General features: G+C 32.9%; 28 protein-coding genes. 10 read left to right on the top strand and 18 right to left on the bottom strand.

Translation table 11 applies throughout. The annotated features are described in order from the left end of the window. From ABNT22_RS01345 to ABNT22_RS01315, 7 genes are all read right to left on the bottom strand, one after another. Entirely contained in the window at window positions 1-1,128 is a 1,128-nt protein-coding gene (locus ABNT22_RS01345) for a hemolysin family protein (RefSeq protein WP_348715680.1), read from the bottom strand. A gap of 89 nt (window positions 1,129-1,217) precedes the next feature. After that, window positions 1,218-2,066: a DUF3078 domain-containing protein gene (locus tag ABNT22_RS01340; protein ID WP_348715678.1), complete on the bottom strand. Its 849-nt coding sequence runs from the start codon at window positions 2,064-2,066 to the stop codon at window positions 1,218-1,220. Window positions 2,067-2,149: 83 nt separating this feature from the next. Further along, the gene (locus ABNT22_RS01335; protein ID WP_348715676.1) at window positions 2,150-2,998 is read right to left on the bottom strand and encodes a DUF3078 domain-containing protein; all 849 of its coding nucleotides are present in this window, start codon (window positions 2,996-2,998) and stop codon (window positions 2,150-2,152) included. A gap of 19 nt (window positions 2,999-3,017) precedes the next feature. Continuing rightward, entirely contained in the window at window positions 3,018-3,527 is a 510-nt protein-coding gene (locus ABNT22_RS01330; protein ID WP_348715674.1) for a DUF2480 family protein, read from the bottom strand. Between the two features lies 1 nt (window position 3,528). Next, window positions 3,529-3,849, bottom strand: coding sequence for a DUF59 domain-containing protein (locus ABNT22_RS01325; RefSeq protein ID WP_348715672.1), 321 nt, complete (start codon window positions 3,847-3,849; stop codon window positions 3,529-3,531). Window positions 3,850-3,853: 4 nt separating this feature from the next. Next, window positions 3,854-4,591, bottom strand: a complete 738-nt coding sequence (locus ABNT22_RS01320) for a hypothetical protein (RefSeq protein ID WP_348715670.1) — start codon at window positions 4,589-4,591, stop codon at window positions 3,854-3,856. Window positions 4,592-4,610: 19 nt separating this feature from the next. Further along, window positions 4,611-5,036 (bottom strand): SufE family protein, encoded by a 426-nt coding sequence (locus ABNT22_RS01315; RefSeq protein WP_348715669.1) that lies wholly within the window; start codon window positions 5,034-5,036, stop codon window positions 4,611-4,613. A 74-nt stretch (window positions 5,037-5,110) separates the two neighbouring features. Between ABNT22_RS01315 and ABNT22_RS01310 the strand changes: the two genes are divergently transcribed. The 4 genes from ABNT22_RS01310 (at window position 5,111) to glpQ (ending at window position 10,092) form a co-directional block, all read left to right on the top strand. Continuing rightward, window positions 5,111-6,037 (top strand): PfkB family carbohydrate kinase, encoded by a 927-nt coding sequence (locus ABNT22_RS01310; protein ID WP_348715667.1) that lies wholly within the window; start codon window positions 5,111-5,113, stop codon window positions 6,035-6,037. A gap of 78 nt (window positions 6,038-6,115) precedes the next feature. Beyond that, window positions 6,116-8,014 (top strand): amidophosphoribosyltransferase, encoded by a 1,899-nt coding sequence (locus ABNT22_RS01305; protein WP_348715665.1) that lies wholly within the window; start codon window positions 6,116-6,118, stop codon window positions 8,012-8,014. Between the two features lie 154 nt (window positions 8,015-8,168). Further along, the gene (locus ABNT22_RS01300; RefSeq protein WP_198938382.1) at window positions 8,169-9,080 is read left to right on the top strand and encodes a glutaminase; all 912 of its coding nucleotides are present in this window, start codon (window positions 8,169-8,171) and stop codon (window positions 9,078-9,080) included. A 31-nt stretch (window positions 9,081-9,111) separates the two neighbouring features. Then, window positions 9,112-10,092 (top strand): glycerophosphodiester phosphodiesterase, encoded by a 981-nt coding sequence (gene glpQ / locus ABNT22_RS01295; protein WP_348715664.1) that lies wholly within the window; start codon window positions 9,112-9,114, stop codon window positions 10,090-10,092. On the opposite strand, the gene ABNT22_RS01290 is transcribed toward glpQ, so the two are convergent. The 6 genes from ABNT22_RS01290 to ABNT22_RS01265 form a co-directional block, all read right to left on the bottom strand. Continuing rightward, a complete protein-coding gene (locus ABNT22_RS01290; RefSeq protein ID WP_348715663.1) occupies window positions 10,082-11,857 on the bottom strand; it encodes a chloride channel protein in 1,776 nt (591 codons plus the stop codon). The genes glpQ and ABNT22_RS01290 overlap by 11 nt on opposite strands. A 59-nt stretch (window positions 11,858-11,916) precedes the next feature. Further along, complete coding sequence (locus ABNT22_RS01285; RefSeq protein ID WP_348715661.1) at window positions 11,917-12,621, bottom strand: DUF6503 family protein; 705 nt, start codon at window positions 12,619-12,621, stop codon at window positions 11,917-11,919. A 91-nt stretch (window positions 12,622-12,712) separates the two neighbouring features. Then, window positions 12,713-13,543: a tetratricopeptide repeat protein gene (locus tag ABNT22_RS01280; RefSeq protein WP_348715659.1), complete on the bottom strand. Its 831-nt coding sequence runs from the start codon at window positions 13,541-13,543 to the stop codon at window positions 12,713-12,715. Further along, the gene (locus tag ABNT22_RS01275; protein WP_348715658.1) at window positions 13,515-14,069 is read right to left on the bottom strand and encodes a hypothetical protein; all 555 of its coding nucleotides are present in this window, start codon (window positions 14,067-14,069) and stop codon (window positions 13,515-13,517) included. Before ABNT22_RS01275 ends, ABNT22_RS01280 begins: the two co-directional genes overlap by 29 nt. A 38-nt stretch (window positions 14,070-14,107) precedes the next feature. Then, window positions 14,108-14,797 carry a helix-turn-helix transcriptional regulator gene (locus ABNT22_RS01270; RefSeq protein WP_348715657.1) on the bottom strand — a complete coding sequence of 230 codons (690 nt, stop codon included), beginning with the start codon at window positions 14,795-14,797 and terminating at the stop codon, window positions 14,108-14,110. A gap of 4 nt (window positions 14,798-14,801) precedes the next feature. Continuing rightward, window positions 14,802-15,272, bottom strand: coding sequence for a DinB family protein (locus ABNT22_RS01265; protein WP_348715656.1), 471 nt, complete (start codon window positions 15,270-15,272; stop codon window positions 14,802-14,804). Between the two features lie 141 nt (window positions 15,273-15,413). Between ABNT22_RS01265 and ABNT22_RS01260 the strand changes: the two genes are divergently transcribed. Next, window positions 15,414-15,887, top strand: a complete 474-nt coding sequence (locus tag ABNT22_RS01260) for an OsmC family protein (RefSeq protein WP_348715655.1) — start codon at window positions 15,414-15,416, stop codon at window positions 15,885-15,887. Between the two features lie 129 nt (window positions 15,888-16,016). Here the strand turns inward: ABNT22_RS01260 and aspS are convergent, their stop codons facing one another. Next, entirely contained in the window at window positions 16,017-17,771 is a 1,755-nt protein-coding gene (aspS, locus tag ABNT22_RS01255) for an aspartate--tRNA ligase (RefSeq protein WP_348715654.1), read from the bottom strand. A gap of 130 nt (window positions 17,772-17,901) precedes the next feature. Between aspS and ABNT22_RS01250 the strand changes: the two genes are divergently transcribed. Continuing rightward, window positions 17,902-18,621, top strand: a complete 720-nt coding sequence (locus tag ABNT22_RS01250; protein ID WP_348715652.1) for a M50 family metallopeptidase — start codon at window positions 17,902-17,904, stop codon at window positions 18,619-18,621. 77 nt (window positions 18,622-18,698) lie between these two features. Further along, window positions 18,699-20,408, top strand: coding sequence for a M28 family peptidase (locus ABNT22_RS01245; protein WP_348727206.1), 1,710 nt, complete (start codon window positions 18,699-18,701; stop codon window positions 20,406-20,408). On the opposite strand, the gene ABNT22_RS01240 is transcribed toward ABNT22_RS01245, so the two are convergent. Further along, window positions 20,395-21,759 carry an alanine/glycine:cation symporter family protein gene (locus ABNT22_RS01240; protein WP_348715649.1) on the bottom strand — a complete coding sequence of 455 codons (1,365 nt, stop codon included), beginning with the start codon at window positions 21,757-21,759 and terminating at the stop codon, window positions 20,395-20,397. The genes ABNT22_RS01245 and ABNT22_RS01240 overlap by 14 nt on opposite strands. Window positions 21,760-21,867: 108 nt before the next feature. Here ABNT22_RS01240 and ABNT22_RS01235 point away from each other — a divergent pair, with 108 nt between their 5' ends. After that, on the top strand, window positions 21,868-22,227 hold the full coding sequence (locus ABNT22_RS01235; protein WP_348715647.1) for a cupin domain-containing protein: 360 nt from the start codon (window positions 21,868-21,870) through the stop codon (window positions 22,225-22,227). 6 nt (window positions 22,228-22,233) lie between these two features. Here ABNT22_RS01235 and ABNT22_RS01230 read toward each other — a convergent pair whose 3' ends face one another. The 3 genes from ABNT22_RS01230 to pheS all read right to left on the bottom strand — a co-directional run bounded on the left by ABNT22_RS01230 (window position 22,234) and on the right by pheS (window position 24,398). Beyond that, window positions 22,234-22,860 (bottom strand): hypothetical protein, encoded by a 627-nt coding sequence (locus ABNT22_RS01230; RefSeq protein ID WP_348715645.1) that lies wholly within the window; start codon window positions 22,858-22,860, stop codon window positions 22,234-22,236. A 45-nt stretch (window positions 22,861-22,905) separates the two neighbouring features. Continuing rightward, complete coding sequence (locus ABNT22_RS01225) at window positions 22,906-23,301, bottom strand: hypothetical protein (RefSeq protein WP_348715643.1); 396 nt, start codon at window positions 23,299-23,301, stop codon at window positions 22,906-22,908. Window positions 23,302-23,378: 77 nt separating this feature from the next. Continuing rightward, on the bottom strand, window positions 23,379-24,398 hold the full coding sequence (gene pheS, locus ABNT22_RS01220; protein ID WP_348715642.1) for a phenylalanine--tRNA ligase subunit alpha: 1,020 nt from the start codon (window positions 24,396-24,398) through the stop codon (window positions 23,379-23,381). Between the two features lie 189 nt (window positions 24,399-24,587). Between pheS and gdhA the strand changes: the two genes are divergently transcribed. Together gdhA and ABNT22_RS01210 are read left to right on the top strand one after the other, a co-directional pair. Beyond that, entirely contained in the window at window positions 24,588-25,928 is a 1,341-nt protein-coding gene (gene gdhA, locus ABNT22_RS01215; protein WP_348715640.1) for an NADP-specific glutamate dehydrogenase, read from the top strand. 82 nt (window positions 25,929-26,010) lie between these two features. Beyond that, the gene (locus tag ABNT22_RS01210) at window positions 26,011-26,853 is read left to right on the top strand and encodes an alpha/beta hydrolase (protein WP_348715639.1); all 843 of its coding nucleotides are present in this window, start codon (window positions 26,011-26,013) and stop codon (window positions 26,851-26,853) included. The last annotated feature ends 97 nt before the right edge of the window (window positions 26,854-26,950 follow it).

The raw sequence follows: 26,950 nt of genomic DNA, 5'->3' as shown, positions 1-26,950 counted from the left end.
CTATTCGTCTTTATTTTCTTCACTTTCGATAATCCCTAAACGTTTAGCCCTGTTTTCCCAACTCTTTCTAGCTAAATTTTGAAGATCTGCTACATTATCACTCTCATCCATAATCTCAAAACCTAGCAAGGTTTCAATTACATCTTCTTGGGTAACTAAACCACTTACAGATCCGTATTCATCAACTACTAAAGCTAAATGTTCTCTTTGTTCAATTAACTTTTCAAACAAGCTTGGAATTGACAAATCACGAGAAGCTACCATTATATTTCTTTTGATAGAGCTTAAAGGTTCATTTCCTTTATTCTCAACCATTGCCAACAACATTTGATCTTTTAGTATATAGCCCGTTATGTTATCTGGATTATTAGCATAGACCGGTACTCTTGAAAAACGCAACGATTTATTTTCTTCAAAAAAGGACTGTATTGTTTGATTTTCATCAGCAGTTTTTAACACAGTACGAGGTGTCATAATATGTTTTGCCTGCACTTCTTTAAAGTTAATCATGTTACGAATAACTTTACTTTCACTCTCTTTAAACACTCCTTCTTGTTCTGCAATATCTGTCATGGCATGAAAGTCTTCTCTACTCAACACACTTTCTCCATGTGCCCCTTTTCCTCCTATTAATTTAGTTGTTAATTGAAGCAACCATAAAATACCTGTCCATTTTAATGGGAACATTAAAATCTTTAATGTTTTTGAGGTAAACCCAGCTAATTTCTTCCAGTACGTTGCCCCGATGGTTTTAGGAATAATTTCAGATGCCACCAAAATAAGTATTGTCATTATAGAAGAAACTACCCCTACCATTAACTCTTCTGTAAATTCTACTCCGAAATATGAAACTTTATTACTACCATATAATTCTGTATATGCTACTTTTGCTTGCACACCCACAAGAATTGCACCTACAGTATGCGCAATAGTGTTTAAGGTTAAAATGGCAATTAACGGCTTATCAACATCTTTTTTAAGCTCTTCTAACTCTGTTGCAAAAACCTTTCCTTCTTTCTTTTTTACATTGATAAATGTTGGAGTAACACTCAGTAAAACTGCTTCTAAAATGGAACATAGAAACGAAAAGAAGATAGATACAATTGCAAAAACTATTAATAAAGTCATTTTTCAAAATTTTAGTCAAAAATACACAAAAAAGAAAACCTCAAGAATTTCTTCTTAAGGTTTATTATTTTTATCTAAATGGTTTCGAATTAAAAAATATAGTTAACCCCTAAACCAAATACTTCTCTTGTTTGAAAACCTCTAAAGGCATTATCATCATAAATAGTTTGTAACGCTAAGTTAGCAGACAAATATTTATTAATTTTCATAACAACATTTACTGTATAGTCGATATCAACATTTTGAAAATCTTCTAAATAATTACTGTATAAGTTTAAAATATTTTCAACAGAAACATTTTCCATTATTTCAAATTTATAGTACCCACTAATAGCAGCTCCTAATTCATAACGAGTTGTTTCGTTTGGAGCTACTCCAAAATAAGACGCTCCGGCAGGTAAACCATCAGTAAAATCGCTAGCTACAACCACTAATTTTGATGTTGCTGGAGCAATATTTACTTTTAAATTATCGTGTTTCTTCCATAACATACCAGGTCCAAACTGAAAATATGCTGGGGAGAAAAAATGCGATGTTTGAACTCCTTCCACATCCGTAGAAGACATTTGTGTTTTAAAATTAAAAAACGCCGAATAATACCAGTTCCCAGTAGCTTTTTTACCTAATAACGAATTTAACTCTAATCGGTCATCTGTTTTTTGTACGCTTTGTCCTTTTAATTTAGTTAAACCATAAGAAGCGATCAATTTATTGTCCCAGGTCCAATCTCCCTTAACATAATTAAAATCATAATTTAACCCTAAAGTTCCAGAGATACTATTTGTACCCCCAGCTAACCAATTATTGAATGCAGATTGATTGAATAAAAAACTAATATTCCCTTCTTTTTTCCAACCTTCCTTCTTTTCTTCCTTTTTTTCTTGTGCACTTACTGTTAAAGCTCCAAATAAAACAGCGATAGCTAATAATTTTTTCATTGTTTTGTTATTTTACTATTTTGATTTTTTGAGCGCGCAAATATACGTACTCGCTTTAGTTAGACAAAGATATTTTAAAAAAGTCACTTTTGATGAAAAAGATAGTTTATCCCTAAACCAAAGACTTCTTTAAACTGTATTTTACTTGAAGCATTGTCGTCAATAATAGTATGGAAACCTAAGTTCATAGACAACCATTTATTTACTTTGACAAAAAAGTTAAGCTGGTAATCTATATCAATATTTTGAGGATTATTTAAGTAATCTGAATATACTGCTAAAATATTTTCCATTGTTACATCCTCCATTATAACGTATTTGAAGTAAGCAGATAAGTTAAAACCAAGACCCAGGTCAGTCGTTTTTCCTTCTTTAACACCATACTTCCCAGAAAACTCATCAGTAACAAAGGTAAATCGAGCTGTTGCTGGAGCAATATTTATACGTTCATTGTCTGATTTTTTCCATAACATACCAGGTCCAAAACTCCAATAAGCTGGCGCAAAAAAGTTAGAAACTTCTACTTTAGGTTCTTGTTTGTAATCGTATCCTTTGGTATACTGAGTTTTGAAATTACTAAAGAAAGAGAAAAACCAATAACGTTGAGCTTTTAACCCTAATAATGAATTGTATTCAAATCTATCATCTGTTTTTCGAACTCCTTGTTCATCTACATAACTCAATCCGTAACTAGAAATTATTTTATTATCCCAGTTCCAATTCTTCTTTTTATAATTGAAATCATAGTTTACACCAATATTCCCTGCAACAGTATTACTACCTCCTGCAGTCCAATTCGAAAATGAAGATTGATTTAGTAAAAAAGTTAGCTTTCCTCCAACGGTCCATTTTTTAGGAATACTATCTTTTTTTTCTTGAGTTAGGGCTATTTGAGTACAACAAATGAAAACAATTAGTAGTAGTTTTTTCATTTTGAAGTTTCCTATAGGGTTATTTTTTCTTTTTAAATAGAGGGACTGTTGAACATGCTTCACCAAACATAATAGTTCTAGCAATAGGTTGTATTTTTTCTATTAATAAGGTATATGCTGATGGGGGAATAGGTTTATTAGCACATCCTTTTACGATAACAGGTTTATTTTCGTATTCTTCAACGTTAATATCATTAATAATTTCTTGATAAAGTACTGTTTCCAATAGTTCTAAATCACCTACAACTACCTTATGTGTATATACAGCTAATTCTGTGGTTAATAATAAATAGGCCCATGAAGGAATGATTGCATCAGTAGAACAAGTTAATGCTACATAACAATCTTTATATTGGTTCCAATCATGATTTTTAACCTGTTCTCTAAAATCTTTTTCTCTCAAAATAAGCCCTTCAAATAGCCAGTCTTTTACATCAAAAACAACACGACTTCCTTTAGGATAAAAATCTTCTAAGTCAATAGTTATTAAACTACTATTTGCTACTCTATTTATTATTTCATCTGCCATTTTACAAAAGTCCTAATTCTAATTTAGCTTCTTCACTCATCATGTCTTGCGTCCAGGTAGGATCAAATGTAATTTCAACCTCACAATTATTTATCTCATCTAAAGACTTCACTTTATCTTCTACCTCAACAGGTAAAGTTTCAGCTACTGGACAATTTGGTGATGTTAGGGTCATTAATATTTTTGCATCATTTTCTTCTGATACAAAAACATCATATATCAATCCTAACTCATAAATATCTACCGGGATTTCTGGATCGAAAATCGTTTTCAACACCCTTACTATCTTGTCTCCTAATTCTTCTAATTTATCTTCAGTCATTTTTTTATTGATTGTATGTATAATTTCTAGTTTCTCCCCAAATATAATCTCCACTACCGTTAACAGCTTTAACAACTATTTTAACTGGAAAATCATCATTATCATAAGTAATCGTGTTTGTTGTTGTAGAACTCAAAACATTGTTAGTATATGACTTTTGTTCTATAACATTACCATATGATGTAAAAGGAAAAACTCTTTTTAAATAGTCTGCTCCAGAAAATGGAAATTTTTTCCCATCGTATACAATTACTTCAAAATCCTTTGAATCTATAGCGTTTACCTTTTTTACAATATTAGAACCAAGGCTATAGTCATAATTATAAACAGTGATAATTTCAGGAATCCTAAACTTAAATGTTACTTTTTCCGTAATCACGATGCCATCTTTATATGTATATTCATTTATTTCTACAGGAACATTATCCTGCAGTCTTGTGTGCTTTTTTATTACACTATCATCATACTCGTACACATCAGCAGTACCTCCTGGTTGATTTAATCTTATTAGATTACCGCTGCTGTAAACTACTTCATCTATGACAACATCTCCTTTTCCTGTTAATATCTTTACTAATCTATTGTCTTCATCATATATATAGTTAGACACATTTGATTCGGCCAGTTCTACTTGTTCAAGCTTTACAGGTAATTTTAGGTTCTTCTTAATAGGTTCTTCGTTACTTGAACAAGAAACTATTAACATAATCATAGCAATAAGCAAATAATAATTCTTTTTCATAGATTTTATAGCATTTGTATTAATTGCTCAACTTAGATTGTTGCGCGATTGCATACATTTTAATTTGTTTTACCATCGACACTAATCCATTCGCACGTGTTGGACTTAAGTGTTCTTTTAATCCGATTTCGTCAATAAAAGCCGTATCTGCATCTAGTATGGCTTGTGGTGATTGGTCGGAAAAAACACGCAATAATAACGCTACTATCCCTTTTGTTAAAATAGCATCACTATCTGCAGTAAATTTTAAAATATCTCCCTCTAAATCAGAATGCAACCATACTTTTGACTGACATCCTTTAATTAAATTTTCATCTAATTTATAGGCTGCATCAATAAGAGGTAAAGACTTTCCTAATTCAATAATATATTCATAACGCTCCATCCAATCCTCAAACATTGAGAACTCGTCAATAATTTCTTCTTGTATTTCTTTGATAGTCATTTTTTAGAACTATTTTTGCACTGTCACAGACAGATTTTATTTGAATGTGCAAAATTACATATTAAATTTAAGAAATGAGTAAATTATTAGCAGTAGGTACGGTAGCGTTCGATGCAATTGAAACACCATTTGGTAAAACGGATAAGATTTTAGGAGGATCGGGAACTTTCGTTGGATTAGCAGCTTCTCAATTTGGAGTAAAAACTGGAGTTGTTTCTGTAGTAGGAGGAGATTTCCCTCAAGATTATTTAGATATGATGAATTCTAAAGGAATCAACACTGATGGTATTGAAATCGTAAAAGACGGAAAAACGTTCTTTTGGAGTGGGAAATATCATAATGACATGAACTCTCGTGATACTTTAGTAACTGAATTAAATGTTTTAGAACATTTTCAACCAGTAGTTCCAGAAGATTTTAAAGATGCTGGTATTGTAATGTTAGGTAATTTACACCCATTAACGCAAGCTTCTGTATTAGATCAAATGAACGAGCGTCCTAAATTAGTTGTTTTAGATACAATGAATTTCTGGATGGATATTGCTTTAAATGATTTACATGAAGTTTTAAAGCGTATTGATGTAATTACAATCAATGATGAAGAAGCTCGTCAATTAAGTGGAGAATATTCATTAGTAAATGCTGCTAAGAAGATTCATGAAATGGGACCTAAATATGTAGTAATTAAAAAAGGAGAGCACGGAGCTTTATTATTTAATGAAGGAAAAATGTTCTTTGCACCAGCATTACCATTAGCAGAGGTCTTTGACCCAACAGGAGCAGGAGATACTTTCGCTGGAGGTTTCTGTGGATATTTAGCTAAGACTGAAGATATTTCTTTTGAAAACATGAAAAACGCAATTATCTACGGTTCCAACTTAGCATCGTTCTGTGTTGAAAAATTTGGAACACTGCGCATGGAAGAGCTAACTAGCGAAGAAGTTCAAACTCGCTTGCAAGCATTTAAAGAATTAACACAATTTGATATCGAATTATCATAATTATAAATCCGCGCTTTTTGGTGCGGATTTTTTTATACAACAACACACCTACAACACAACTAAATAACTAAAAATTAAATGAGTGACGCTATAAAACACGAATGCGGAATTGCAATGGTAAGATTGTTAAAACCATTGGAATACTATAAAGAGAAATATGGAACTGCATTTTATGGTGTAAACAAAATGTACTTGTTGATGGAAAAACAGCACAATCGCGGACAAGATGGTGCAGGTTTAGCAAGTATTAAATTTAATGTAGAGCCTGGAACGAGATACATTAGTAGAATTCGTTCTAACAAAACACGTCCTATCCAAGATATCTTCGGACAAATTAACGAGCGTGTTAACGGAGTTTTTCAGAAAAACCAAGATAAACTTGATGATGTAAAATGGCAAGAAGAGAACATTCCATATTTAGGAAATCTATTCTTAGGGCATGTTCGTTATGGTACTTTTGGAGGAAACAGCATCGAAAATGTACATCCGTTCTTACGTCAAAGTAACTGGAGACATCAAAGTTTAATCGTGGCTGGTAATTTTAACATGACCAATTCTGGAGAGTTAATGGAAGAGCTTATCGAATTAGGTCAACACCCTAAAGAAGCTACTGACACTGTTACGGTAATGGAAAAAATTGGACACTTTTTAGAAGATGAAGTTTCCGATTTGTATTTAAAAGCAAAAGCTGAAGGTTTAAACAAAAAAGATGCCTCTCCCTTTATTGAAGAGCACCTGGATATACAACGTATTTTAAAACGTTCTTCTAGAAATTGGGATGGTGGTTATGCTATGGCCGGATTAATTGGACACGGTGATGCATTTGTATTAAGAGACCCATCAGCAATTAGACCCGCATTTTATTATAAAGATGATGAAGTAGTAGTAGTTGCTTCTGAAAGACCAGTTATTCAAACTACTTTTAATGTTCCTATTGAAGAAATTAAGGAAATTGAACGTGGAAATGCACTTATCATAAAGAAAAACGGAAACGTTTCTATGAAAGAAGTATTAACTCCTAGAGAGAAAAAAGCTTGTTCTTTCGAGCGTATTTATTTCTCAAGAGGTAGTGATGCTTCTATTTATGAAGAGCGTAAAAACTTAGGTAAATATGTTTTTCCTGAAGTTTTAAAATCTATAGATCACGACTTAGAGAACAGCGTATTCTCATACATACCAAATACAGCAGAAACTTCATTCTTTGGAATGATTGAAGCTGCAGAAGATGTATTAAACAAACAAAAAACAGATGCTATTATAGCTGGTGAAGGAAAGCTTTCAAAAGAGCGCGTTACTGAAATACTATCACAACGTCCTCGTTTTGAAAAAATAGCTATTAAAGATGCTAAACTTCGTACTTTTATTACGGATGATAGTAGTAGAGATGACTTAGTAGCGCACGTATATGACGTTACTTACGGAGTGGTAAAACCTACCGATAACTTAGTTATTATAGACGATAGTATTGTACGCGGTACAACTCTTAAAAAGAGTATTATTAAAATCTTAGACCGTTTAAATCCGAAGAAAATAGTGGTAGTATCATCTGCTCCTCAAATTCGTTACCCAGATTGTTACGGAATTGATATGGCTAAAATTGGTGATTTTATTGCCTTTAAAGCAGCAGTTGAATTATTAAAAGAAACAGGGCAAGAACAAGTAATAGAAGACGTTTACAATAAATGTAAACAACAACAAGCAAATCAAGACAAGGACATTGTAAATTATGTAAAAGAGATCTATGCTCCTTTTACCGATGAGCAAGTTTCTATGAAGGTTGCTGAAATGTTGAAGACCTCTGAAATTAAAGCAGATGTTGAAGTAATTTTCCAACCGGTAAGTGGACTCCACAAAGCTTGTCCGGATAATTTAGGAGATTGGTATTTTACAGGTAACTATCCTACCGATGGAGGTCATAGAGTAGTAAACAATGCCTTTATAAATTATTACGAAGGAAACGACAAACGAGCTTATTAAAATCATAAACATATTAGACTACATAAAAGACCTCATATTCATGGGGTCTTTTTTATTTCTAAAAATCAGAAAAGAGAACATTTACTGTTCGATAAATTCCTTTATTTTAGTTCTAGATTTTTTTGAATTAAATAAAAACATGGAACTTAAAACAATTAACTATAAAGCTGTTTTAAAAGATATTTATCAAACCGTTGTTTCAGAAGAAAACAATGGTACTGTTGCTACGTATATTCCAGAGCTAGCAAAAGTTAGTGCAGATAATTTTGGTGCATGTTTTCTTTCTACTGAACATGAAGAACATGGAATTGGAGACTGGCAAAAAAAGTTCTCTATTCAGAGTATATCAAAGGTTTTATCATTGAGTTTGGCTTATAAAATACTAGGGGATCGTATATGGGATCGTGTTGGTGTAGAACCTTCTGGAACCTCTTTTAATTCTTTAGTTCAATTAGAATCAGACCACGGTATCCCTAGAAACCCGTTTATCAATGCTGGTGCAATCGTTATTTGTGATATTCTTGTAAGTGAGCTTAAAAACCCTAAAGAGGATTTTTTAACATATGTAAGAGAAATTAGCAATTGTGATCAAATTCAATTTTCAGAGACAGTAGCAAAATCAGAGGCTTCTGTTGGTTATAGAAATAAAGCATTATGTAACTATATTAAGTCTTTTGGAAACATAACCAATCATCCAGAACAAGTTTTGGATTTCTATTTTAATATGTGCTCTATAGAAATGACATGTCAAGAACTCTCAAAAACTTTTATGTTTTTGGCAAATACCAACTTTAATATCAAAGGAGAAAATGTACTTAGTATAAGTAAAACGAAAAGAATAAATGCCATTATGCAAACCTGTGGTTTCTATGACGAATCTGGAGAGTTTTCTTTTAGGGTTGGACTCCCTGGAAAAAGTGGTGTTGGAGGAGGAATTGTAGCGGTTCACCCAGGCAGATATTGTATTACTGTTTGGAGCCCGAAACTAAATGAAAAAGGCAACTCTTATAGAGGGATGAAGTTTTTAGAAAGCTTCACTACAGTAACAGAATTATCTATCTTTTAAATATTAACACAATACTTAAAATTTATCATTCATGAAAAAACTAATTTTCATATTTGTTTTATGTATTTTATACAATTGTAACACCTCTAAATCATCATCAAAAATTATGGGAAACAAAATTGTAGTTGCACATCGAGGAGCTTCTGGATATTTACCTGAGCACACTATGGAAGCCAAAGCTATGGCCCATGCAATGAATCCAGATTATATAGAACAAGATTTGGTACTAAGTAAAGACGATGTCCCAGTAGTGATTCATGATATTTATTTAGATGATGTTACCAATGCTTACGAAGTTTTTCCTGACAGAAAAAGAGCTGACAATCGTTATTATGTAATTGACTTTACTTTCGATGAATTACAACAATTACAAGTTACAGAACGATTTAATCCTAAAACAGGAAAACAGTTTTACTCAAATCGTTTTCCAAAAGGAAAAGGAAACTTCAAACTGCATTCTTTACAACAAGAAATAGAACTGATTCAAGGATTAAACTATAGTACTGGTAAGAATATTGGGATTTATCCTGAAATTAAAAATCCAGAGTTTCATCATAACAACGGAAAAGACATTGCCAAAATTACTTTGGACATTCTTAGTGAATACGGATACAACACCAAATCCGACAAGTGTATTTTTCAATGTTTTGACGCCAAAGAACTCGAACGTGTTAGAAAAGAATTAAACTCAGATTTGTTTTTAGTTCAATTGATCGAATTTGAAGAAGAGACCAAACAATTAGCACATTTTGCAACTTATGCAGATGGTATTGGGCCTTGGTACAAACAACTTTTATCGAAAAAAGTAGATGGAAAATTTACCTTTACGAATTTAGTCGAACGATCACATAAATATGGTTTAAAAGTACACCCGTACACTTTTAGAGCTGATCAATTGGACGAGTTTTCTTCTTTTGATGAAATGATGCATACTTTATTGATTGACGCCAATGTAGATGGTGGATTTACAGATTTTCCAGACAAGATGGTTGCGTTCCTTTCTAAACAGTAACCTCAATAAGTTTTTTTCGATACACCGATAACAATTTAGATTTTGATATAAATCCTAAGTACTTATTGTCCTTTACCACAGGAAGGTTCCAGGCACCGCTTTCTTTAAATTTTTGCATTACTTGTTCTGTAGTATCATTATGAAAAATAACCGCAGGAGCACTCTTCATTAACACCTCTATTGTTAACTTATCATACATCTCCTGCTCAAATAATAACGGACGTATATCATCTAACAAAACAACTCCTATAAAGCGTTGTTTATCATCTAGCACAGGAAATAGATTTCTTGATGACTTTGCCACTCCTTCTTTTAACATTTCACCTAAGGTCATGTCTGGATGAATAGCTACAAAGTTCTTTTCAATTAACTTATCTATTTTCATCATCATCAGCACATTTTTGTCCTTATCATGTGTAATCAACTCCCCTCTTTTTGCCAGTTCAATAGTGTAAATAGAGTTCGACACAAAATACTTTGTCAATGCATATGAAATAGCTGCTACCAACATTAAAGGAACAAACAATTCATACCCTCCAGTAATTTCCGCAATTAAGAAAATGGCAGTTAAAGGAGCATGAAGCACTCCTGCCATTAACCCTGTCATTCCAATAAGCGTAAAATTACTTTCGGAAACATTTCCTCCAAACTGATTAATCACTTTGGCAAATACATTTCCTAAAGCGCTTCCCATTACCAAAGTTGGAATGAAAATACCTCCCACTCCACCTGCAGCAAATGTAGTAGTCATTGCTATAGCTTTAAACAAGGTAATTATCAATAGAAAAATAATAACCGTCCATGTATTCTCGAAGTTTAAACTGTACGGAATATCTTTTAAAGCTTCTACGGCATTTCCTTCTAATAAACTATTAATTAAATGGTATCCTTCTCCATATAATGGCGGAATTAAAAACAGTAGCAAACCAATGATAATACCTCCAAAAATTAGGCGATGTTTAGGCTTCTTGATTCTTTTGAAAAAATTGGTAATTGCAAAATAGATTTTAGAAAAATACACCGAAGCTATTCCTGTTCCTATTCCTAACAGCACGTAAAACAATAAATCGTTTATTTGAAATTCATCTTGTAATTGAAATCCAAGTAACACATCTTTCCCTAAGAAAAAATACGAAGTAATCACTGCAGAAACCGATGCCAATAACAATGGAACTAGTGAAGCAAAGGCCAAGTCTAAACTAAAAATCTCTACCGCAAAAATAATGGCAGCAACTGGTGCTTTAAACATCGATGACATCGCTCCGGCAGTAGCACATCCAATAAGTAACATACGTGTTTTGGTATTCATATGAAACAACTGTGCTACCCCTGATCCTAATGCCGCTCCTGTGCTTACAGCAGGTCCTTGCAATCCTGCTGACCCTCCAAATCCTACCGTAATAGGTGCTGTTAATAAAGAAGCATACATTTTATAACGTTCAATGATTCCGCTTCTTTTAGAAATAGCATGTAAAGTAGTTGAAATACCGTGCCCAATTTCCTTTTTAATGAACCGGTTTTTTATGTAGAAAACAATAAAAAGTCCAATTATTGGAAATATAAAATAAAGCAGGTAATGGATATCTTTAATAAATCTTCCTTCTAAGATATCTTGAAAAAAGAAGGTGAGATTTTTAAGTACCAGCGTACCTAAACCCGCTAAAAAACCAACTAAAACACTCAGTACATATACAAACTGTCTTTCAGAAATATATTTATATCTCCAAATGAGTAATTTTTTAAATAGTTTTTTTGTGTTTGGCATTTTACGGTAAACTTTGCGGATAAAATAAACGATTGCCCCATTTCTCGCAACGATATTATTTATTTATTTTTTAAAATATCTGTTCCTAAATAACCATCATTTTTATTGTAGTACCAAGCTCTATTCTTAGGCATTTTTACCCCATTGATAGTCACCTCATCAGATAATAAAATATACTCTCCACTTGTTGGTGTTTCTTTAAAAAACTGATACACTTCCATAGCATAAGTTTCCGGATTGAAATAGAAATACCAGGTATCTGAGCCTACTTTTTGATCGTAAGTAACCTTCAAGACCAAATACTCTTTTCCTTTAAAAGTTTTACGTGTTACTTTATCATGAATAATAGTGCCTTGATCTTTTAACTTCATTGGAAGCCCATACAAATACGTATAATAATTCTTGTATAGTTTAGCACGATCGCAACTCAATTTATGTTCCTTTAAAATTGCTTCTGATGGATTCTCTTGTCCGTTAAAACCTATTTTACACCCATCTTTATCAATGGTATATTCTGTAGTGTTTTCTCCTCTAGAAGCTTTCACATAAAAATATTCTTCTGGAAGATTTATTTGTATTTCACTATCTCTATTCGGGCTTTTAGGTGTTTCCATGGTAACTAACAAAGTTCCTTTGAATGTTTCCCAATTTCCATTTGGATCATGATATTGAATTGCTTTATCTAATAACTGTTTTCCTGTAAGCTCCTGGGCATACGATTGAACCGATAGTATCGAAATAAAAAGTATAAGTAGTTTTTTCATATTCTAAAAGTAGCAAAATTCATTTAAAAAAATAAAAACCCGCTCTCTGTTAAGAACGGGCTTTATTTTTCTGTAGACAAATCACTTCGCTTTAGCTATTATTTGAGTTTATAGAAGATTCTAAATCTGTTAAATCTTCCAAATACAATTGCCTTAGTGTTTCTACATATGGTCGTTTGTTAAAATAACCATCATTAAAATCTTTGAGCGCAGCTTCAATCATAATTTTAGCTTCCTCTGCTTTATTTTGTTTAAATAGTATCAACGCTTTGTAATACTTTCCATCTGCACTAAAGCCATACGAGTTTTTTATTAGTTTATTAAAACAGATTTCAGCCTTTTCATAATCTTTCAATTCTAAATAAGCTATTCCTTGGTATAAAAATGCAGTTACATCTACATATTGCTCACCAAAATCTTCTATTTCTTTTTTTAAATATTTATCAAAATACTGAATAGATGTTTTGTAATCTTTTAATCCTAAATATGCGATTCCTCTCCATGCATCTACACTCAGTCCTTGAGGAGCATCAACAAAGTTAGGGGTGAGTATGTCACTTGCGTCAAAATCTGCGATTGCCTTTTTATAATCTCTATAAAACCATAAGTATAAATAACCTCTCCAAGGAATTCTCGTTACCGAATCTAATTGCACAGCTTTGTTATATTGAGGTAACCATTTATGCGGCATTCCTCTTTTTAAATGCGCTACAGATAATTCATAAACTGCTTGTTCATACGTTGGATCTATTTCTATTGCTTCTACAATACCGTTTTGAAAAGGTATGGAGCCTTGTGTAAACCACACAGCTTCTTTATATCTTTTTTCAGCAAGTTCTCTTTTTGATTGTTGCTCTTGATTACAACATAGCAATACTGCAAAAATGATTAGACTAAGGGATAATTTCTGTAACTTTTCCATTTTCAATTCTATAAGAAACATACATATAATAGTTATGAGGTTTATCATGGTATGATAAAACATTCCATCTTTCCTGACCAGAAGTAAACTCTAAAAGCTCATTGACCAATGTATTATTCATTGGTTGTTCTTTCAAATTTAAATCCATTTCAATTATCTCAAACCAACCTGCATTCCCTTCACAATTGACCAAAAACCTAAAGTTTACATAGCCAGAATCAGTATATGTATTTGTATTAAACTCTTTGTTTAAAGTATCTCTAAACTTCTTTTTTGTTCCTTTATACGCCTTTAAACCTGCACCACTATAGGTATGTAGTAAACTTCCATCATTACACAACTTATAAGTGTCATTTAATAATGCCTTACTTTGATCTATATACCCTACATAGTTTTTAAATGGTTTATTTTCTGTATTGTAAGCCTTTTTCATATAGAAGTAGCTATAAGATATTGCTCCAACAATTGCTATTAAAATAGTAGCTAGGCCAATTAAAATTCCTTTAACAATTTTCTTTTTTTTCATAAAATGAAATTACTAAAAATCTTCAGAATAGTTACGTGCTATAGATCTATTTTTAAAAGTTTTTTTAGATGAAAACTTCCTTTAGAAGTAAGTACCAACTCTCTAGTGTTTTTATGTTTTCGAAACCAATCATTTGCTAACATAGTTTCTAAAAAAGCATCTCCAAGTGCGCCTGCCAAATGATGTTTTCTTTCGCTCCAATCTAAACACTGATGAGCAAAAGATCTTTTTGCATTTTGAATTTTCTCAGTGTTAATTCCTAAATCTAAAAACCATTGTTTTCCACTATGGGTAACTATATACTGTTTCTCTACAGGAGTGATGATTTCTTGAGAAACTAAAGCCTCTGTAATCTTTACTCCTACTTCACCTGCCAAGTGTTGATAGCATGTTCTTGCATAGGTAAAAGCTGTAGCCTTTGGTCTTTTTATTTTTTTGTAGTCTTTTTGTAGGGAAAGTAAACTAGCCATAGATTCAATGACCTGAGCTACCTCTGGCGAGCTAAACCTATAATAACGGTGTCTTCCTTGCTTTTCTACAGTAAGAATATTTTTTTGAAGAAGTTTCGCTAAATGATTACTTGCCGATTGTAAAGAAACTGCACTACAGTTAGCCAATTCTGTCGCCGTATATGCTCTACCATCAAGTAAATTCCAAAGCATTATTGCTCTAGATTTATCTCCTAATAAACTGGCTATTTCACTAAAATCATTTTCTAAACTTTCCATAGGATTAATCCCAAATTTGCGGTCTTGTAATATTCAATGTTCTTAAATAACTTAATAATTGTCCAGTATGAACCGCTTCATGATACACCATTCTATTTAAATAATCTCCCAACTGCTTTACTTGGTTTACTTCTTTTCGATCAATAATAATGTTTGTTAAATCGCTTTCAGATAGTTGTTCTATCATCCCATACAATTCTACTTTATAAGGCTCTGCGAATTGTAATTCATATTGCACGTCTATAAACGCTAAACCTTCCCAAGGCGATGTATAATCGCCTAAATTACCTCTATTTTTTATAATGGTATGAAATAAATGTTCTGCTTCTAACACATGTCGAATCATCTCGATACAACTCATAGCTTCACTATCAGGTTTCCAATGTAAATATTCAAAAGGAATTCCTTTCCACAAGTTAATACTTCTTCTTCTGGTTTCTTTAAAGTTTAATAAAATAATCGATTTTGAGTCCATATTCTTTCTTTTCCTCAAAGGTAAATCGATGGCAATTTTAATAGTTCATTTTAGAATGAACTATTCCTGTTTTTGTTGCTCTTTCTTTGTTGAAGTATTACATCAAATTATAAATAAGAAACACTCAAGTACTTAAAGATTATGAAAAAAGATTTTAATTATACGGCAACAGTAATTTGGACTGGAAACAATGGAAAAGGAACATTGAATTATAATAGTTATGAAAGGAGCTATACTATGAACATAAATAATAAACCACCAATTTTAGGTTCCTCCGACGCAGCATTTAAAGGAGATGGCACAAAACATAACCCTGAAGAACTTTTAATTACAGCTATAGCATCTTGTCATATGCTTTGGTACTTGCATTTATGCTCTGAAGAAAATGTGATCATAACCGCTTACCAAGATGGCGTCTCTGGTGTTATGAAAATAGATGCAAATGGAAAAGGTAGTTTCTCTAAAGTAATCTTAAACCCAACAGTTACCGTTTTAGAGGCCTCTATGAAAGAAAAAGCAATAGCCTTACATCAAAAAGCTAATGAATATTGTTTTATAGCTAACTCGGTTAATTTTACAATTGAACACAACCCAATATGTATTGATAAGTCATAAAAAATAAACCCTGTTCTCAATAGAAAACAGGGTTTATATTTTAAATGTCATTGCGAATAAAATGAAGCAATCTTTGTCTGTTGAATTCCTATAACAGATTACTTCGCTTTGGCTCGTAATGACGTACTATTATTCTTTTACATCTAATTGAATACTTAACTCTTCTAACTGTGCATTGTCAATCGTTGCTGGTGCATCAATCATTACATCACGTCCTGAGTTATTTTTAGGGAATGCGATAAAATCACGAATTGTTTCTTGCCCTCCTAAAATTGCTACCAAACGGTCTAAACCAAATGCTAAACCTCCGTGTGGTGGCGCACCATATTCAAATGCATCCATTAAGAATCCGAACTGAGCTTTTGCTTCTTCTTCTGTAAATCCTAAATGCTTAAACATAATAGCTTGCGTTTCTTTATCGTGAATACGAATAGAACCTCCACCGATTTCATTTCCATTTAATACTAAATCGTATGCATTTGCTTTTACATCACCTGGGTTTGTATCTAATAATTCTAACTGACCTGGTTTTGGTGAAGTAAACGGGTGGTGCATTGCATGATAATGACCTGTTTCTTCATCTAATTCTAACAATGGGAAATCAATTACCCATAATGGAGCAAATTCATCTGGTTTACGTAAACCTAAACGTTCTGCCATCTCCATACGTAATGCACTTAATTGAGCACGTACTTTATTGGTGTTTCCAGAAAGCACACAGATTAAATCTCCTGCTTTTGCTCCAGTAGCTTCCGCCCATTTTGCTAAATCTTCTTGATCATAGAACTTATCTACAGACGACTTAAACGAACCATCTTCATTACACTTTACATATACCATTCCTAAAGCCCCTACTTGCGGACGCTTTACCCAGTCAATTAATTTATCAATTTCTTTACGTGTATACGAAGCTCCTCCTGGAACAGCAATACCAACTACTAATTCAGCATCGTTAAACACTTTGAATTCTTTATGTTGAGCTACTTCGTTTAACTCACCAAACTCCATCCCGAAACGAATATCTGGCTTGTCATTTCCGTACTTGCGCATTGCTTCATCAAAAGTGATTCTTGGGAATTTATCTACCTCAACTCCGTTGATTTCTTTTAACAAATGACGTGTCATTCCTTCAAAAATCTCTAAAATATCTTCTTGCTCCACAAAAGCCATCTCACAGTCTATTTGTGTAAACTCTGGTTGACGGTCGGCACGTAAATCTTCATCTCTAAAACACTTTACAATCTGGAAGTACTTATCCATTCCACCTACCATTAATAACTGCTTAAAGGTTTGTGGCGATTGCGGCAATGCATAAAACTGACCAGCATTCATACGAGAAGGCACTAAGAAATCACGTGCTCCTTCTGGTGTAGATTTGATTAAATACGGAGTTTCTACATCAATAAATCCTTTATCTGAAAGATACTTACGTACCTCCATAGAAACTTTATGACGGAACACTAAGCTATTCTTTACTGGATTACGACGAATATCTAAATAACGATATTGCATACGAATATCTTCTCCCCCATCTGTTTCATCTTCAATTGTAAATGGTGGTAATTTAGCTTCATTTAAAATTTCTAATTCAGCAACCAATACCTCAACATCTCCAGTAGGAATATTTGCGTTTTTAGAAGCACGCTCAATTACAGTTCCTTTTACTTGAATTACAAATTCACGCCCTAAGGTTTTTGCCTTCTCCATTAAATCTTTAGCAGTACGTTCTTCGTCAAAAATTAACTGTGTAATTCCGTAACGATCACGTAAATCTACCCAAATCATAAATCCTTTATCACGTGATTTTTGCACCCAACCTGAAAGGGTTACTTCTGTATTGATATGCGACGCTCTTAACTCGCCACAAGTATGCGTTCTGTACATTTCTTGAAATTTTGAGGTGCAAATTTAACTATAATGTCTGTATGCAAAAAATTACCATCCCTTAGTTTTCTCCTAAATATTGTAATTTTATAGAAAAAATTACCGAACTATTGAAAATAGTATTCATTCTATGAAAATTAACAACCCTCGAATATCTAAACAACAACACTACATTATTTTAACAGCCACTGTACTTATTTTCATTTTATTACAGCTGCCTGTGTTTTCCATAGCACAATATCCTTTTCGATTGTTAGGTACTTGGTTTCATGAAATGGGACATGGAATTACTGCATTGTTATTGGGCGGTAGTTTTAGCCATCTTGAAATTTATAGAAATGGTGGTGGTACTGCTTACACCAGTGTTAGCAATGCTTTTTTACCTTATAATATTTCGAGAGCTCTGGTTGCAGCTGGAGGTCTCTTCGGAACAACCATTGTAGGTACTTTATTTATCATAAGTGCCAAAACCAAAAGAACAGCTTCTATAGCTTTGCGAATTTTAATTGCTTTTATAATCCTTTCATTACTGTTATGGATTCGTTCTTTTTGGGGAATTATAACGCTTAGTGTTTTTGCTCTTACCTTAGGCATTATTTCATTTACTAAAAACAAAACATTAGAACTGAGCACCTTGTTATTTCTTGGGTTACAAGCAATTTTTAGCAGTTATTTACAATTGGATTATTTATTCACCAAACAATTTACAAGAGGTAATCAAGTGTTAAACTCGGATACTCAAAACATAGCCGAAAATAGTTTTGGAACCTATTGGCTTTGGGCATTATTAATTATTCTTATTAGCCTTTACATAGTTTATAAAGGAGTTCGTTTTTATTTTAGAAAATAACACCATTTAAAGCGCTATAAAAGCGTACATTTAACACACAAAAACCAGTTATGTATAAAAAATCTTGCCTCCCGTTATTGTTACTTTTAGTTTTTCTAAGTTGTAAAAATTCAAAAGAAACTCCACAAACAAATACTTCAAATTATTTTGATGTTTTAAACCAAGAGTTTACTGGTGATTTAGCCTATGAAACCACTTCTTTTGTAGAAAAATATTGGCGTGTTGTAGGAAATACTGGTTTTAATAAAAGTGTCTATAAAATTGCAGAAGAACTTGAGAAGTCTGGATTTGTTAGTGAAGAAAAGGCTACAACTACTCATCATTTAACGTACAGAATAGAAAAAAGACCTTTAGAAAAGCCTACATGGGAATCGGTAGATGCTACTGTAACAATCAATGGTGAAGAAACGCCTCTTTTACAACATAGCACCAATAGAAATATGATTGCTTTAAATTCTTACAGCACTCCTAAAGAAGGAGTTTCTGCTGAAGTTGTATATATTAAAGATCTAAAAACGATTAAAGATCTTGATGTTAAAGGTAAAATTGTTTTTGCAGAAACCCATCCGCACAGAATATTTAATCAGGCTATTGTAGAAAGAGGAGCTGCTGGACTTATTACTTATAGTAACCCCAAGTATTTACAACCTCAAAAAAACACCACGTCTATTCAATTTAGATCCATTCCTTTAAATAAAGAGTTAAAAGCATGGGCAATTGCCATGTCTTATGAAGCGAAAGAGAGATTAAAAGCGGAGTTGTTAAAAGGAAAAGTTTTTTTAAACGTATCTATTAAAACCAATATTTATCCATCTGAAGAATTAACCATTGTTGCTGATATCAAAGGAAGCAAATATCCTAAAGAACGTTTAGTTTTTAGTGCTCATATACAAGAACCAGGAGCAAACGATAATGCAACAGGTGTTGGGGTTGCTTTAGAAATGGCCACCCTCACTGCCAAACTCATGAAAGAGAAAAAATTTACCCCTCATAGAACCTTAACCTTTTTATGGGGAGATGAAATTGTATCTACCAATAGATATGTAAAGGAGGATAGTGTTCGAGCTAAAGACATCAAATGGGGAATTTCTTTAGATATGGTAGGTGAAGACACTGAAAAAACAGGAGGAACTTTTTTAATTGAAAAAATGCCGGATCCAAGTGCAATTTGGACCCGTGGAAAAGATAAACATACCGAATGGGGTGGACGAAAAATGAAACTTGAAGAAATGACTCCGCACTATTTAAATGATTTTTTAATTCACAAGTTTAAAGAGCAAGGTAAAAGAGCGAATTGGGTCGTAAACACCAACCCTTTTGAAGGCGGTAGTGACCATGTTCCTTTTTTAAAAGGCAATATTCCAAGCGTTTTATTTTGGCATTTTACAGATCAGTTTTATCATACCGACAATGACCGAATTGATAAGGTTTCTAAGACGACTCTTAAAAATGTTGGAGTTGCCTCTTTAGCCTCAGCATATGCACTTTTAAACAGTAATGATACAACTGCTAACATGATACTTCACAATATTGAAACCGCTGCCGTTTCTAGATTATTAGAAGAAGAAAAACAAAGCAAAGTCTATTTGAAAAAAGGAGATTCTTTAGTGACTCAAAACAAGATTATTACTACTTGGAAAGATTGGTATATTAAAGCTTCTCAAACAACTTTAGACATTGTAAAAGACTCAAAAAATCATCAAGAACAACTTGAAAAGACTACTAAAAAAATAGATTCTTTAGCTACTGAAATACTAAAAAGACTTCAGGAGTTTAAAAAGAATTAGTTTTTAACTTATCAAAATATACTGTTGCCGCTTTTTTCACTTTTGGAGCTAATATCAAAGTAGACAATACTGTTGGAATAGCCATTAATGCATAGGCGCTATCAATCAAATTAATAACAAAATCTAATTTGATAATAGAGGCTATTACAATAGTAACAATGTAAATATAGTTATAAGACTTCCCTATTTTAGAATTGGTTAAAAAACTCAAACAACTAAAACCATAGAACGAGTACGTGAATAATGTTGAAAAAGCAAAAATCAATACGCAAATAGTCAATATAACACTTCCTGAATTATACGGGAGTACGGCATCAAAAGCTGCCAAGGTCATGGATATTCCATTCCCTTCAAAGCCTTTCCAAACGCCAGAAGCCAATATAGCAAACGCAGTTAACGAACAAACTAACAACGTATCTATTGCAGGTCCTAACATCGCTACCAATCCTTCTCTAATTGGTTCCTTCGTTTTTGCCGTACCATGCATCATTGGTGCCGTACCCAAACCGGCCTCATTAGAAAAAGCGGCTCTTTTAACCCCTGTAATAATTAAAGCTCCCAAAGCCCCTCCTAAAACAGATTTCCCTGTAAATGCATCTTCAAAAATCAATGCGAAAATCGCAGGTACTTCCTCTATTCTTAAAAGTAAAATAGCAGCTACTGTGATTAAATATACTACCACCATTACGGGTACTAATTTCCCTGCTACACTTCCAATACGTTTAATTCCACCAAAAATTACCAAGGCTACAATGATAGCAATTGAAATACCTAATAGTAATTTCGCTGTAAAATAATTAGCTTCCTGTACTTGAAAAACATCTATTAACGTTTGTGTAAGTTGATTTGCTTGAAATGCTGGCAATGTTCCTACTAAACCCGCCGAAGCGAAGAATACAGCTAAAGGTTTCCATCCTTTTCCTAAGCCCTCAGTAATTACATACATAGGGCCTCCTTTGGTATTTCCTTCTTCATCTTTCCCGCGATACATCACCGATAAACTACAAGTAAAAAACTTGGTAGCCATACCTACAAATGCACTTACCCACATCCAAAAAATAGCACCCGGACCTCCTGTTGCAATAGCAATTGCTACTCCACTAATATTTCCCATTCCAACCGTTGCAGCAATAGCAGATGATAAGGCTTCGTAATGCGATAAATCTCCAGGAGAATCGTGCTTATCATACTTACCTCTTAATACCGCCACAGCATGACCTATATATCTAAAAGGAATTAATCCTGAGTATATAAATAAAAATAACCCACCTCCTATTAATAAAATTAATAACGGGATTCCCCACACCCATGAAGAAAATTGGGCAACTGTTTCTTGAATTCCTAAAAACATATATTTCTATTTTAGAGTCAACTAATTTAACAAAACATAAAGCATTTTTGCCTCTAAAAAGAGTAATTTAATCAGCTCAAAACAAACAAGAACTAAAACAACAAAAAAATGTCGGTAATAAACATTCAGGAAAAATTAAATTTATTTTCAGATAGATGGTCTCCAAAAAAAATTGGTGAATTAAACGGGCAACAAATACTATTAGCTAAAATTAAAGGAGAATTTGTTTTTCATAATCATGAAAATGAAGATGAATTGTTTATGGTTTTAAAAGGCCAATTGATTCTTGAATTAAGAGATGAAACTGTTACAGTAAATGAAGGCGAATTTTATATTGTACCCAAAGGAGTAGACCATAAACCTGTGGCTAAAGAAGAAGTACATCTTCTTTTGTTTGAACCTTTAAGCACCAAACATACCGGAAATGTAATGGCCGATATTACTGTAGAAAGTTACGAGTCTATCTAACATTAATTATGTAGAAGCAACACTACGTATTTGTTTTTTATACGAGTACAATACTCCTATATAAATCATATCTACTATACAGCATAATCCTCCTATAACAAGAATAAAGTTACTTTCTAATCCGAATAAAATAGTTGGAGCCAAAGTTCCTATCCATTTACAAACAGCAACCGTCATAGAAAACTCTTCTATTTTTGCTCTTTTTAGCAATAAGTCTATAAATAAGAAAGACATTATTAAGTTTTGTAAAAAAGCTGCATACTTTGCTCCTTGACTTCTTCCAAATTCGTACAGAAACATATATTCTATGAGGAAGCAGCTAGCAAAAATTAATATAGACCAAGGAATGAAGAGCTTTCCAGATATCTTCTTCGGAAAGTATTGTTTACCAAACTTAAAATATTGGTACACAATCACCCCGTCTAACACAAACCAAAAAATATTAATCCATCGTTGTAAGCTAATATCATTTACATCTAATTCATAAAAACTATAAAAAAACTCCCATCCAAAATTTAGTCCAAGAGCCAACAGAGGCATTCCGTAGCTTTTATACTTAAAACCATTGTAAATTAAAACGATGTATACCGTTGACCAGCAAAGTCCGCTAGTAATTTTTAAAATTTCTTCCATGTAGATCGGGGGATAAAGAATTAATCGTTGCTAAAGGTACACTTATTATTTAATAGCAATACCTTTCTTTCCTAAGATATCTATATCACGTGTAAATGCTTCTTGAATGGTTTCTGCTTGGAATATATAGGTTTTATCATGCAACTGATTGTTTTGAAAAAAAGTTACTTGAAAGCGATTATCTAAAGCAAATAATTCTGGTTGCATTACCTCAAATTTAGAATATGAATTTGCTGGTAATACATCTATCTTTCTTCTAAACAAAGAAGTCTTTTTCGTTTCTGAAAATCCTTGAGAAACAATGACCACCATCTCTAAATCAACTTCTTTTCTATTAATGATATACACTCCCCATTCATCTGAATGATCCTTTTCATTTTTATCTAAAACAACCGCAATTTCTACTCCAGTAACCTCAGGTATATGAATATCTTTTCTCATAAAATATGTTCTTTAAAAGTAAAGACGAAAGTATGTATGCTTTCGTCTTTTATATATGCTTTGAATCTTCTTTAAAATTAAATCACCGATTTAAATTGCTCTAAGAAACGCTTATCGTTTTCATAGAACATTCTAATATCTGGAATTTGGTATAACAACATTGCAATACGCTCTATTCCCATTCCAAACGCATAACCACTATATTTTGTTGGGTCGATATTACAATTCTTTAATACATTAGGGTCTACCATTCCACATCCCATAATTTCTAACCAACCTGTTCCTTTGGTTATACGATAATCTGTTTCTGTTTCTAATCCCCAGTAAATATCTACCTCAGCACTTGGCTCTGTAAATGGGAAATACGATGGACGTAAACGAATCTTTGATTTGCCAAACATCTCCTTCGTAAAGTATAACAAGGTTTGTTTTAAATCGGCAAAAGACACGTCAGTATCAATATATAATCCTTCTACTTGGTGGAAAATACAGTGTGCACGTGCAGAAATATCTTCATTACGAAATACACGTCCTGGAGAAATTGTACGAATTGGTGGTTCGTTGTTTTCCATATAACGTACTTGCACCGATGAAGTATGTGTTCTTAACAAAGTATCAGGGTTCTTTTCAATAAAGAATGTATCCTGCATATCACGTGCAGGGTGATACTCTGGTAAATTTAAAGCGGTAAAATTATGCCAATCATCTTCAATCTCTGGGCCTTCAGAAACGGTAAAACCAATTCGGTTAAATACTTCTATAATTTGGTTCTTTACAAGAGATATTGGATGACGTGATCCTAATTCAATTGGTTCTGCTGGGCGAGTTAAGTCTCCATAAACTCCTTTCTCCTCAACAGCACTTTCTAGTGCTTCGTTTAACTCACTAACTTTTGTCTCAGCAGATTTTTTTAAGTTGTTTAAAGCTTGTCCAAAATCTTTACGTAATTCGGTATCTACATTCTTAAATTCAGCAAATAAATCTTTTAACAATCCTTTGCTTCCTAAATATTTAATTCTGAATGCTTCAACCTCCTCTTTAGACGTAGCTTTAAAAGCCTGTACATCACCAATCAATTCTTTTACCTTATCTAACATAATTCTTCAAAAAAAATTAAGTCGCAAATTTACGCTTTTTTATGAAAAAATAAGAGGAATTTCAACTGTTTACGAAAACGTTTAAGAAAGACGTTAAATAAAGTATAAAATAAAATTTAACGAATTGTAAATTAACTATATTTGCAGGGTAAATTTTGAAACAAATTATAACAGAACAACTAAGTTTTTATGGAATCTAAAATAAATGCTTTTATGGATTACGTTAAGGAACGTAATGCATATGAACCAGAATTTTTACAAGCAGTTCACGAAGTTGCCGAGGCAATTATTCCATTTATAGAAAATAACCCTAAATATCAAGGTAAAAAATTATTAGAGCGCATGGTGGAGCCAGAGCGTGTTTTAATGTTTAGAGTACCTTGGGTTGATGACAATGGAGAAACGCAAGTAAATAGAGGATATAGAGTTGAATTTAACTCTGCTATTGGACCTTATAAAGGAGGTTTACGTTTTCACCCATCTGTAAACTTATCAATCTTAAAGTTCTTAGGATTTGAGCAAGTATTTAAAAACTCATTAACTACATTACCAATGGGTGGTGGTAAAGGAGGTTCTGACTTTAACCCAAAAGGAAAGTCTGACCGTGAAGTAATGGCTTTCTGTCAATCATTCATGACTGAGTTAGCTCGTCATATTGGTCCTGACACAGATGTTCCTGCAGGAGATATCGGTGTTGGTGGACGTGAGATTGGATTTATGTTTGGTCAATACAAGCGTTTACGTAACGAATTTACTGGAGTTTTAACTGGTAAAGGTGCAACTTGGGGTGGTTCTTTAATTAGACCAGAAGCTACAGGTTACGGAAATGTATACTTTGCTGAAAACATGTTAAAAGCAAACGGAAAATCTTTTGATGGTAAAGTTGTTGCTGTTTCTGGATCTGGAAACGTTGCTCAATACGCTACTGAAAAAGCTACTGAATTAGGAGCTAAAGTAGTTACTTTATCAGATTCTTCTGGATATATTTATGATGAAGACGGAATTGACGCTGAAAAATTAGCTTTCGTTATGGAACTAAAGAATGTTAAGCGTGGTCGTATTCACGAATATGTAGAAAAATATCCTTCAGCTAAATTCTTCAAAGGAGAAAGACCTTGGGGAGTGAAGTGTGATGTAGCTTTACCATGTGCAACTCAAAATGAGTTAAACGGTGAAGAAGCTAAAACATTAGTAGATAACGGATGTATCTGTGTGTCTGAAGGAGCTAACATGCCTTCTACTCCAGAAGCTATTGAAGTATTCCATAAGGCAAAGATTTTATTTGCTCCTGGTAAAGCTTCAAATGCTGGTGGTGTTGCTACTTCTGGTTTAGAAATGTCTCAAAACTCTTTACGTTTATCTTGGACTCGTGAAGAAGTTGACAGTAAATTACACGGAATTATGAATAACATTCATGAAGCATGTGTAAAATATGGTACAGAAGGAGATTATGTTGATTATGTAAAAGGTGCAAACATTGCTGGTTTCGTAAAAGTAGCTGAGGCTATGATAGACCAAGGTGTTGTATAATTTTTCAACTTATTATAAAATCAAAGCGCATCAAATTATTGATGCGCTTTTTTTATTTTTAAACCTTTAAACAAAAATCTTAATGAAGCAAATTACCAATCAAATAATACAGAGCAAACATCACAAACCAATTCTTATTGACACTTTTTACAAAGAAAACAACACCCCCAAACCTGTTGTTATTTTTTGTCATGGATATAAAGGATTTAAAGACTGGGGAGCATGGAATTTGATGGCTGAAGCATTTGCTAATACAGGTTTTTATTTTGTAAAGTTTAATTTCTCTCACAATGGAGGTACTATTGAACAACCTATCGATTTTCCCGATTTGGAAGCCTTCGGAAACAACAACTACACCAAAGAATTAGATGATTTAGAAACTGTTATCGATTGGCTACACCAATCAATAGTTAATAAAAAAGAAACAAACCTCAACAACATTACGCTTATAGGTCATAGTCGAGGTGGTGGAATTGTTACTATAAAAGCTTCAGAAAACAACAAAATAAGCAACGTCATCACATTAGCGGGTGTTTGCGATTTCGGAAAAAGAACTGCAACCGTTGGTGATTTAGAGCAATGGAAAAAAGAAGGTGTAAAATATGTTCTGAATGGAAGAACAAAACAACAAATGCCACATTTTTATCAATTTTATGAAGATTTTAAACAAAATGAAGGTCGTCTAAACATTGAAGCCGCAATTAAAAACTTAAACATTCCTCATTTAATTGTTCATGGAGACAATGATACTTCGGTTTTTATAAAAGAAGGGGAGATTCAACATGAATGGAACCCAAATAGCTCTTTTAAAATTATTAAAAATGCTGATCATGTTTTCAATGCAAGACACCCTTGGAGTTCCACTTCGTTACCACCAGAGTTAGAGGAAACTATTAAAACCTGCATTGATTTTCTTTCAAAATAAATTACAATATCTTATTAACTAAAATTTGCATTTTCTCTTTCCACTAGAATCTGTATCTTTACTCGTTAGAAATAGTTTCAAAAACAGAAACTTTATC

Source organism: Tenacibaculum sp. 190130A14a (assembly GCF_964048965.1).
Classification (GTDB): domain Bacteria; phylum Bacteroidota; class Bacteroidia; order Flavobacteriales; family Flavobacteriaceae; genus Polaribacter; species Polaribacter polynesiense.
The sequence above is the reverse complement of the archived record's forward strand: the minus strand, read 5'-3'. Positions and strand labels throughout refer to the sequence as shown.

What these genes read in the sequence shown, in the direction of transcription:
- ABNT22_RS01340 (WP_348715678.1), bottom strand. Translation starts at nt 2,066, where the DNA reads ATGAAAAAATTATTAGCTATCGCTGTTTTATTTGGAGCTTTAACAGTA.
- ABNT22_RS01210 (WP_348715639.1), top strand. Translation starts at nt 26,011, where the DNA reads ATGAAGCAAATTACCAATCAAATAATACAGAGCAAACATCACAAACCA.
- ABNT22_RS01270 (WP_348715657.1), bottom strand. Translation starts at nt 14,797, where the DNA reads ATGGAAAGTTTAGAAAATGATTTTAGTGAAATAGCCAGTTTATTAGGA.
- ABNT22_RS01265 (WP_348715656.1), bottom strand. Translation starts at nt 15,272, where the DNA reads ATGGACTCAAAATCGATTATTTTATTAAACTTTAAAGAAACCAGAAGA.
- ABNT22_RS01225 (WP_348715643.1), bottom strand. Translation starts at nt 23,301, where the DNA reads ATGAGAAAAGATATTCATATACCTGAGGTTACTGGAGTAGAAATTGCG.
- ABNT22_RS01250 (WP_348715652.1), top strand. Translation starts at nt 17,902, where the DNA reads ATGAAAATTAACAACCCTCGAATATCTAAACAACAACACTACATTATT.
- ABNT22_RS01230 (WP_348715645.1), bottom strand. Translation starts at nt 22,860, where the DNA reads ATGGAAGAAATTTTAAAAATTACTAGCGGACTTTGCTGGTCAACGGTA.
- ABNT22_RS01305 (WP_348715665.1), top strand. Translation starts at nt 6,116, where the DNA reads ATGAGTGACGCTATAAAACACGAATGCGGAATTGCAATGGTAAGATTG.
- pheS (WP_348715642.1), bottom strand. Translation starts at nt 24,398, where the DNA reads ATGTTAGATAAGGTAAAAGAATTGATTGGTGATGTACAGGCTTTTAAA.
- ABNT22_RS01280 (WP_348715659.1), bottom strand. Translation starts at nt 13,543, where the DNA reads ATGGAAAAGTTACAGAAATTATCCCTTAGTCTAATCATTTTTGCAGTA.
- ABNT22_RS01315 (WP_348715669.1), bottom strand. Translation starts at nt 5,036, where the DNA reads ATGACTATCAAAGAAATACAAGAAGAAATTATTGACGAGTTCTCAATG.
- ABNT22_RS01320 (WP_348715670.1), bottom strand. Translation starts at nt 4,591, where the DNA reads ATGAAAAAGAATTATTATTTGCTTATTGCTATGATTATGTTAATAGTT.
- ABNT22_RS01330 (WP_348715674.1), bottom strand. Translation starts at nt 3,527, where the DNA reads ATGGCAGATGAAATAATAAATAGAGTAGCAAATAGTAGTTTAATAACT.
- glpQ (WP_348715664.1), top strand. Translation starts at nt 9,112, where the DNA reads ATGAAAAAACTAATTTTCATATTTGTTTTATGTATTTTATACAATTGT.
- ABNT22_RS01240 (WP_348715649.1), bottom strand. Translation starts at nt 21,759, where the DNA reads ATGTTTTTAGGAATTCAAGAAACAGTTGCCCAATTTTCTTCATGGGTG.
- ABNT22_RS01290 (WP_348715663.1), bottom strand. Translation starts at nt 11,857, where the DNA reads ATGCCAAACACAAAAAAACTATTTAAAAAATTACTCATTTGGAGATAT.
- ABNT22_RS01325 (WP_348715672.1), bottom strand. Translation starts at nt 3,849, where the DNA reads ATGACTGAAGATAAATTAGAAGAATTAGGAGACAAGATAGTAAGGGTG.
- ABNT22_RS01285 (WP_348715661.1), bottom strand. Translation starts at nt 12,621, where the DNA reads ATGAAAAAACTACTTATACTTTTTATTTCGATACTATCGGTTCAATCG.
- ABNT22_RS01275 (WP_348715658.1), bottom strand. Translation starts at nt 14,069, where the DNA reads ATGAAAAAAAAGAAAATTGTTAAAGGAATTTTAATTGGCCTAGCTACT.
- ABNT22_RS01260 (WP_348715655.1), top strand. Translation starts at nt 15,414, where the DNA reads ATGAAAAAAGATTTTAATTATACGGCAACAGTAATTTGGACTGGAAAC.
- ABNT22_RS01235 (WP_348715647.1), top strand. Translation starts at nt 21,868, where the DNA reads ATGTCGGTAATAAACATTCAGGAAAAATTAAATTTATTTTCAGATAGA.
- gdhA (WP_348715640.1), top strand. Translation starts at nt 24,588, where the DNA reads ATGGAATCTAAAATAAATGCTTTTATGGATTACGTTAAGGAACGTAAT.
- ABNT22_RS01345 (WP_348715680.1), bottom strand. Translation starts at nt 1,128, where the DNA reads ATGACTTTATTAATAGTTTTTGCAATTGTATCTATCTTCTTTTCGTTT.
- aspS (WP_348715654.1), bottom strand. Translation starts at nt 17,771, where the DNA reads ATGTACAGAACGCATACTTGTGGCGAGTTAAGAGCGTCGCATATCAAT.
- ABNT22_RS01335 (WP_348715676.1), bottom strand. Translation starts at nt 2,998, where the DNA reads ATGAAAAAACTACTACTAATTGTTTTCATTTGTTGTACTCAAATAGCC.
- ABNT22_RS01310 (WP_348715667.1), top strand. Translation starts at nt 5,111, where the DNA reads ATGAGTAAATTATTAGCAGTAGGTACGGTAGCGTTCGATGCAATTGAA.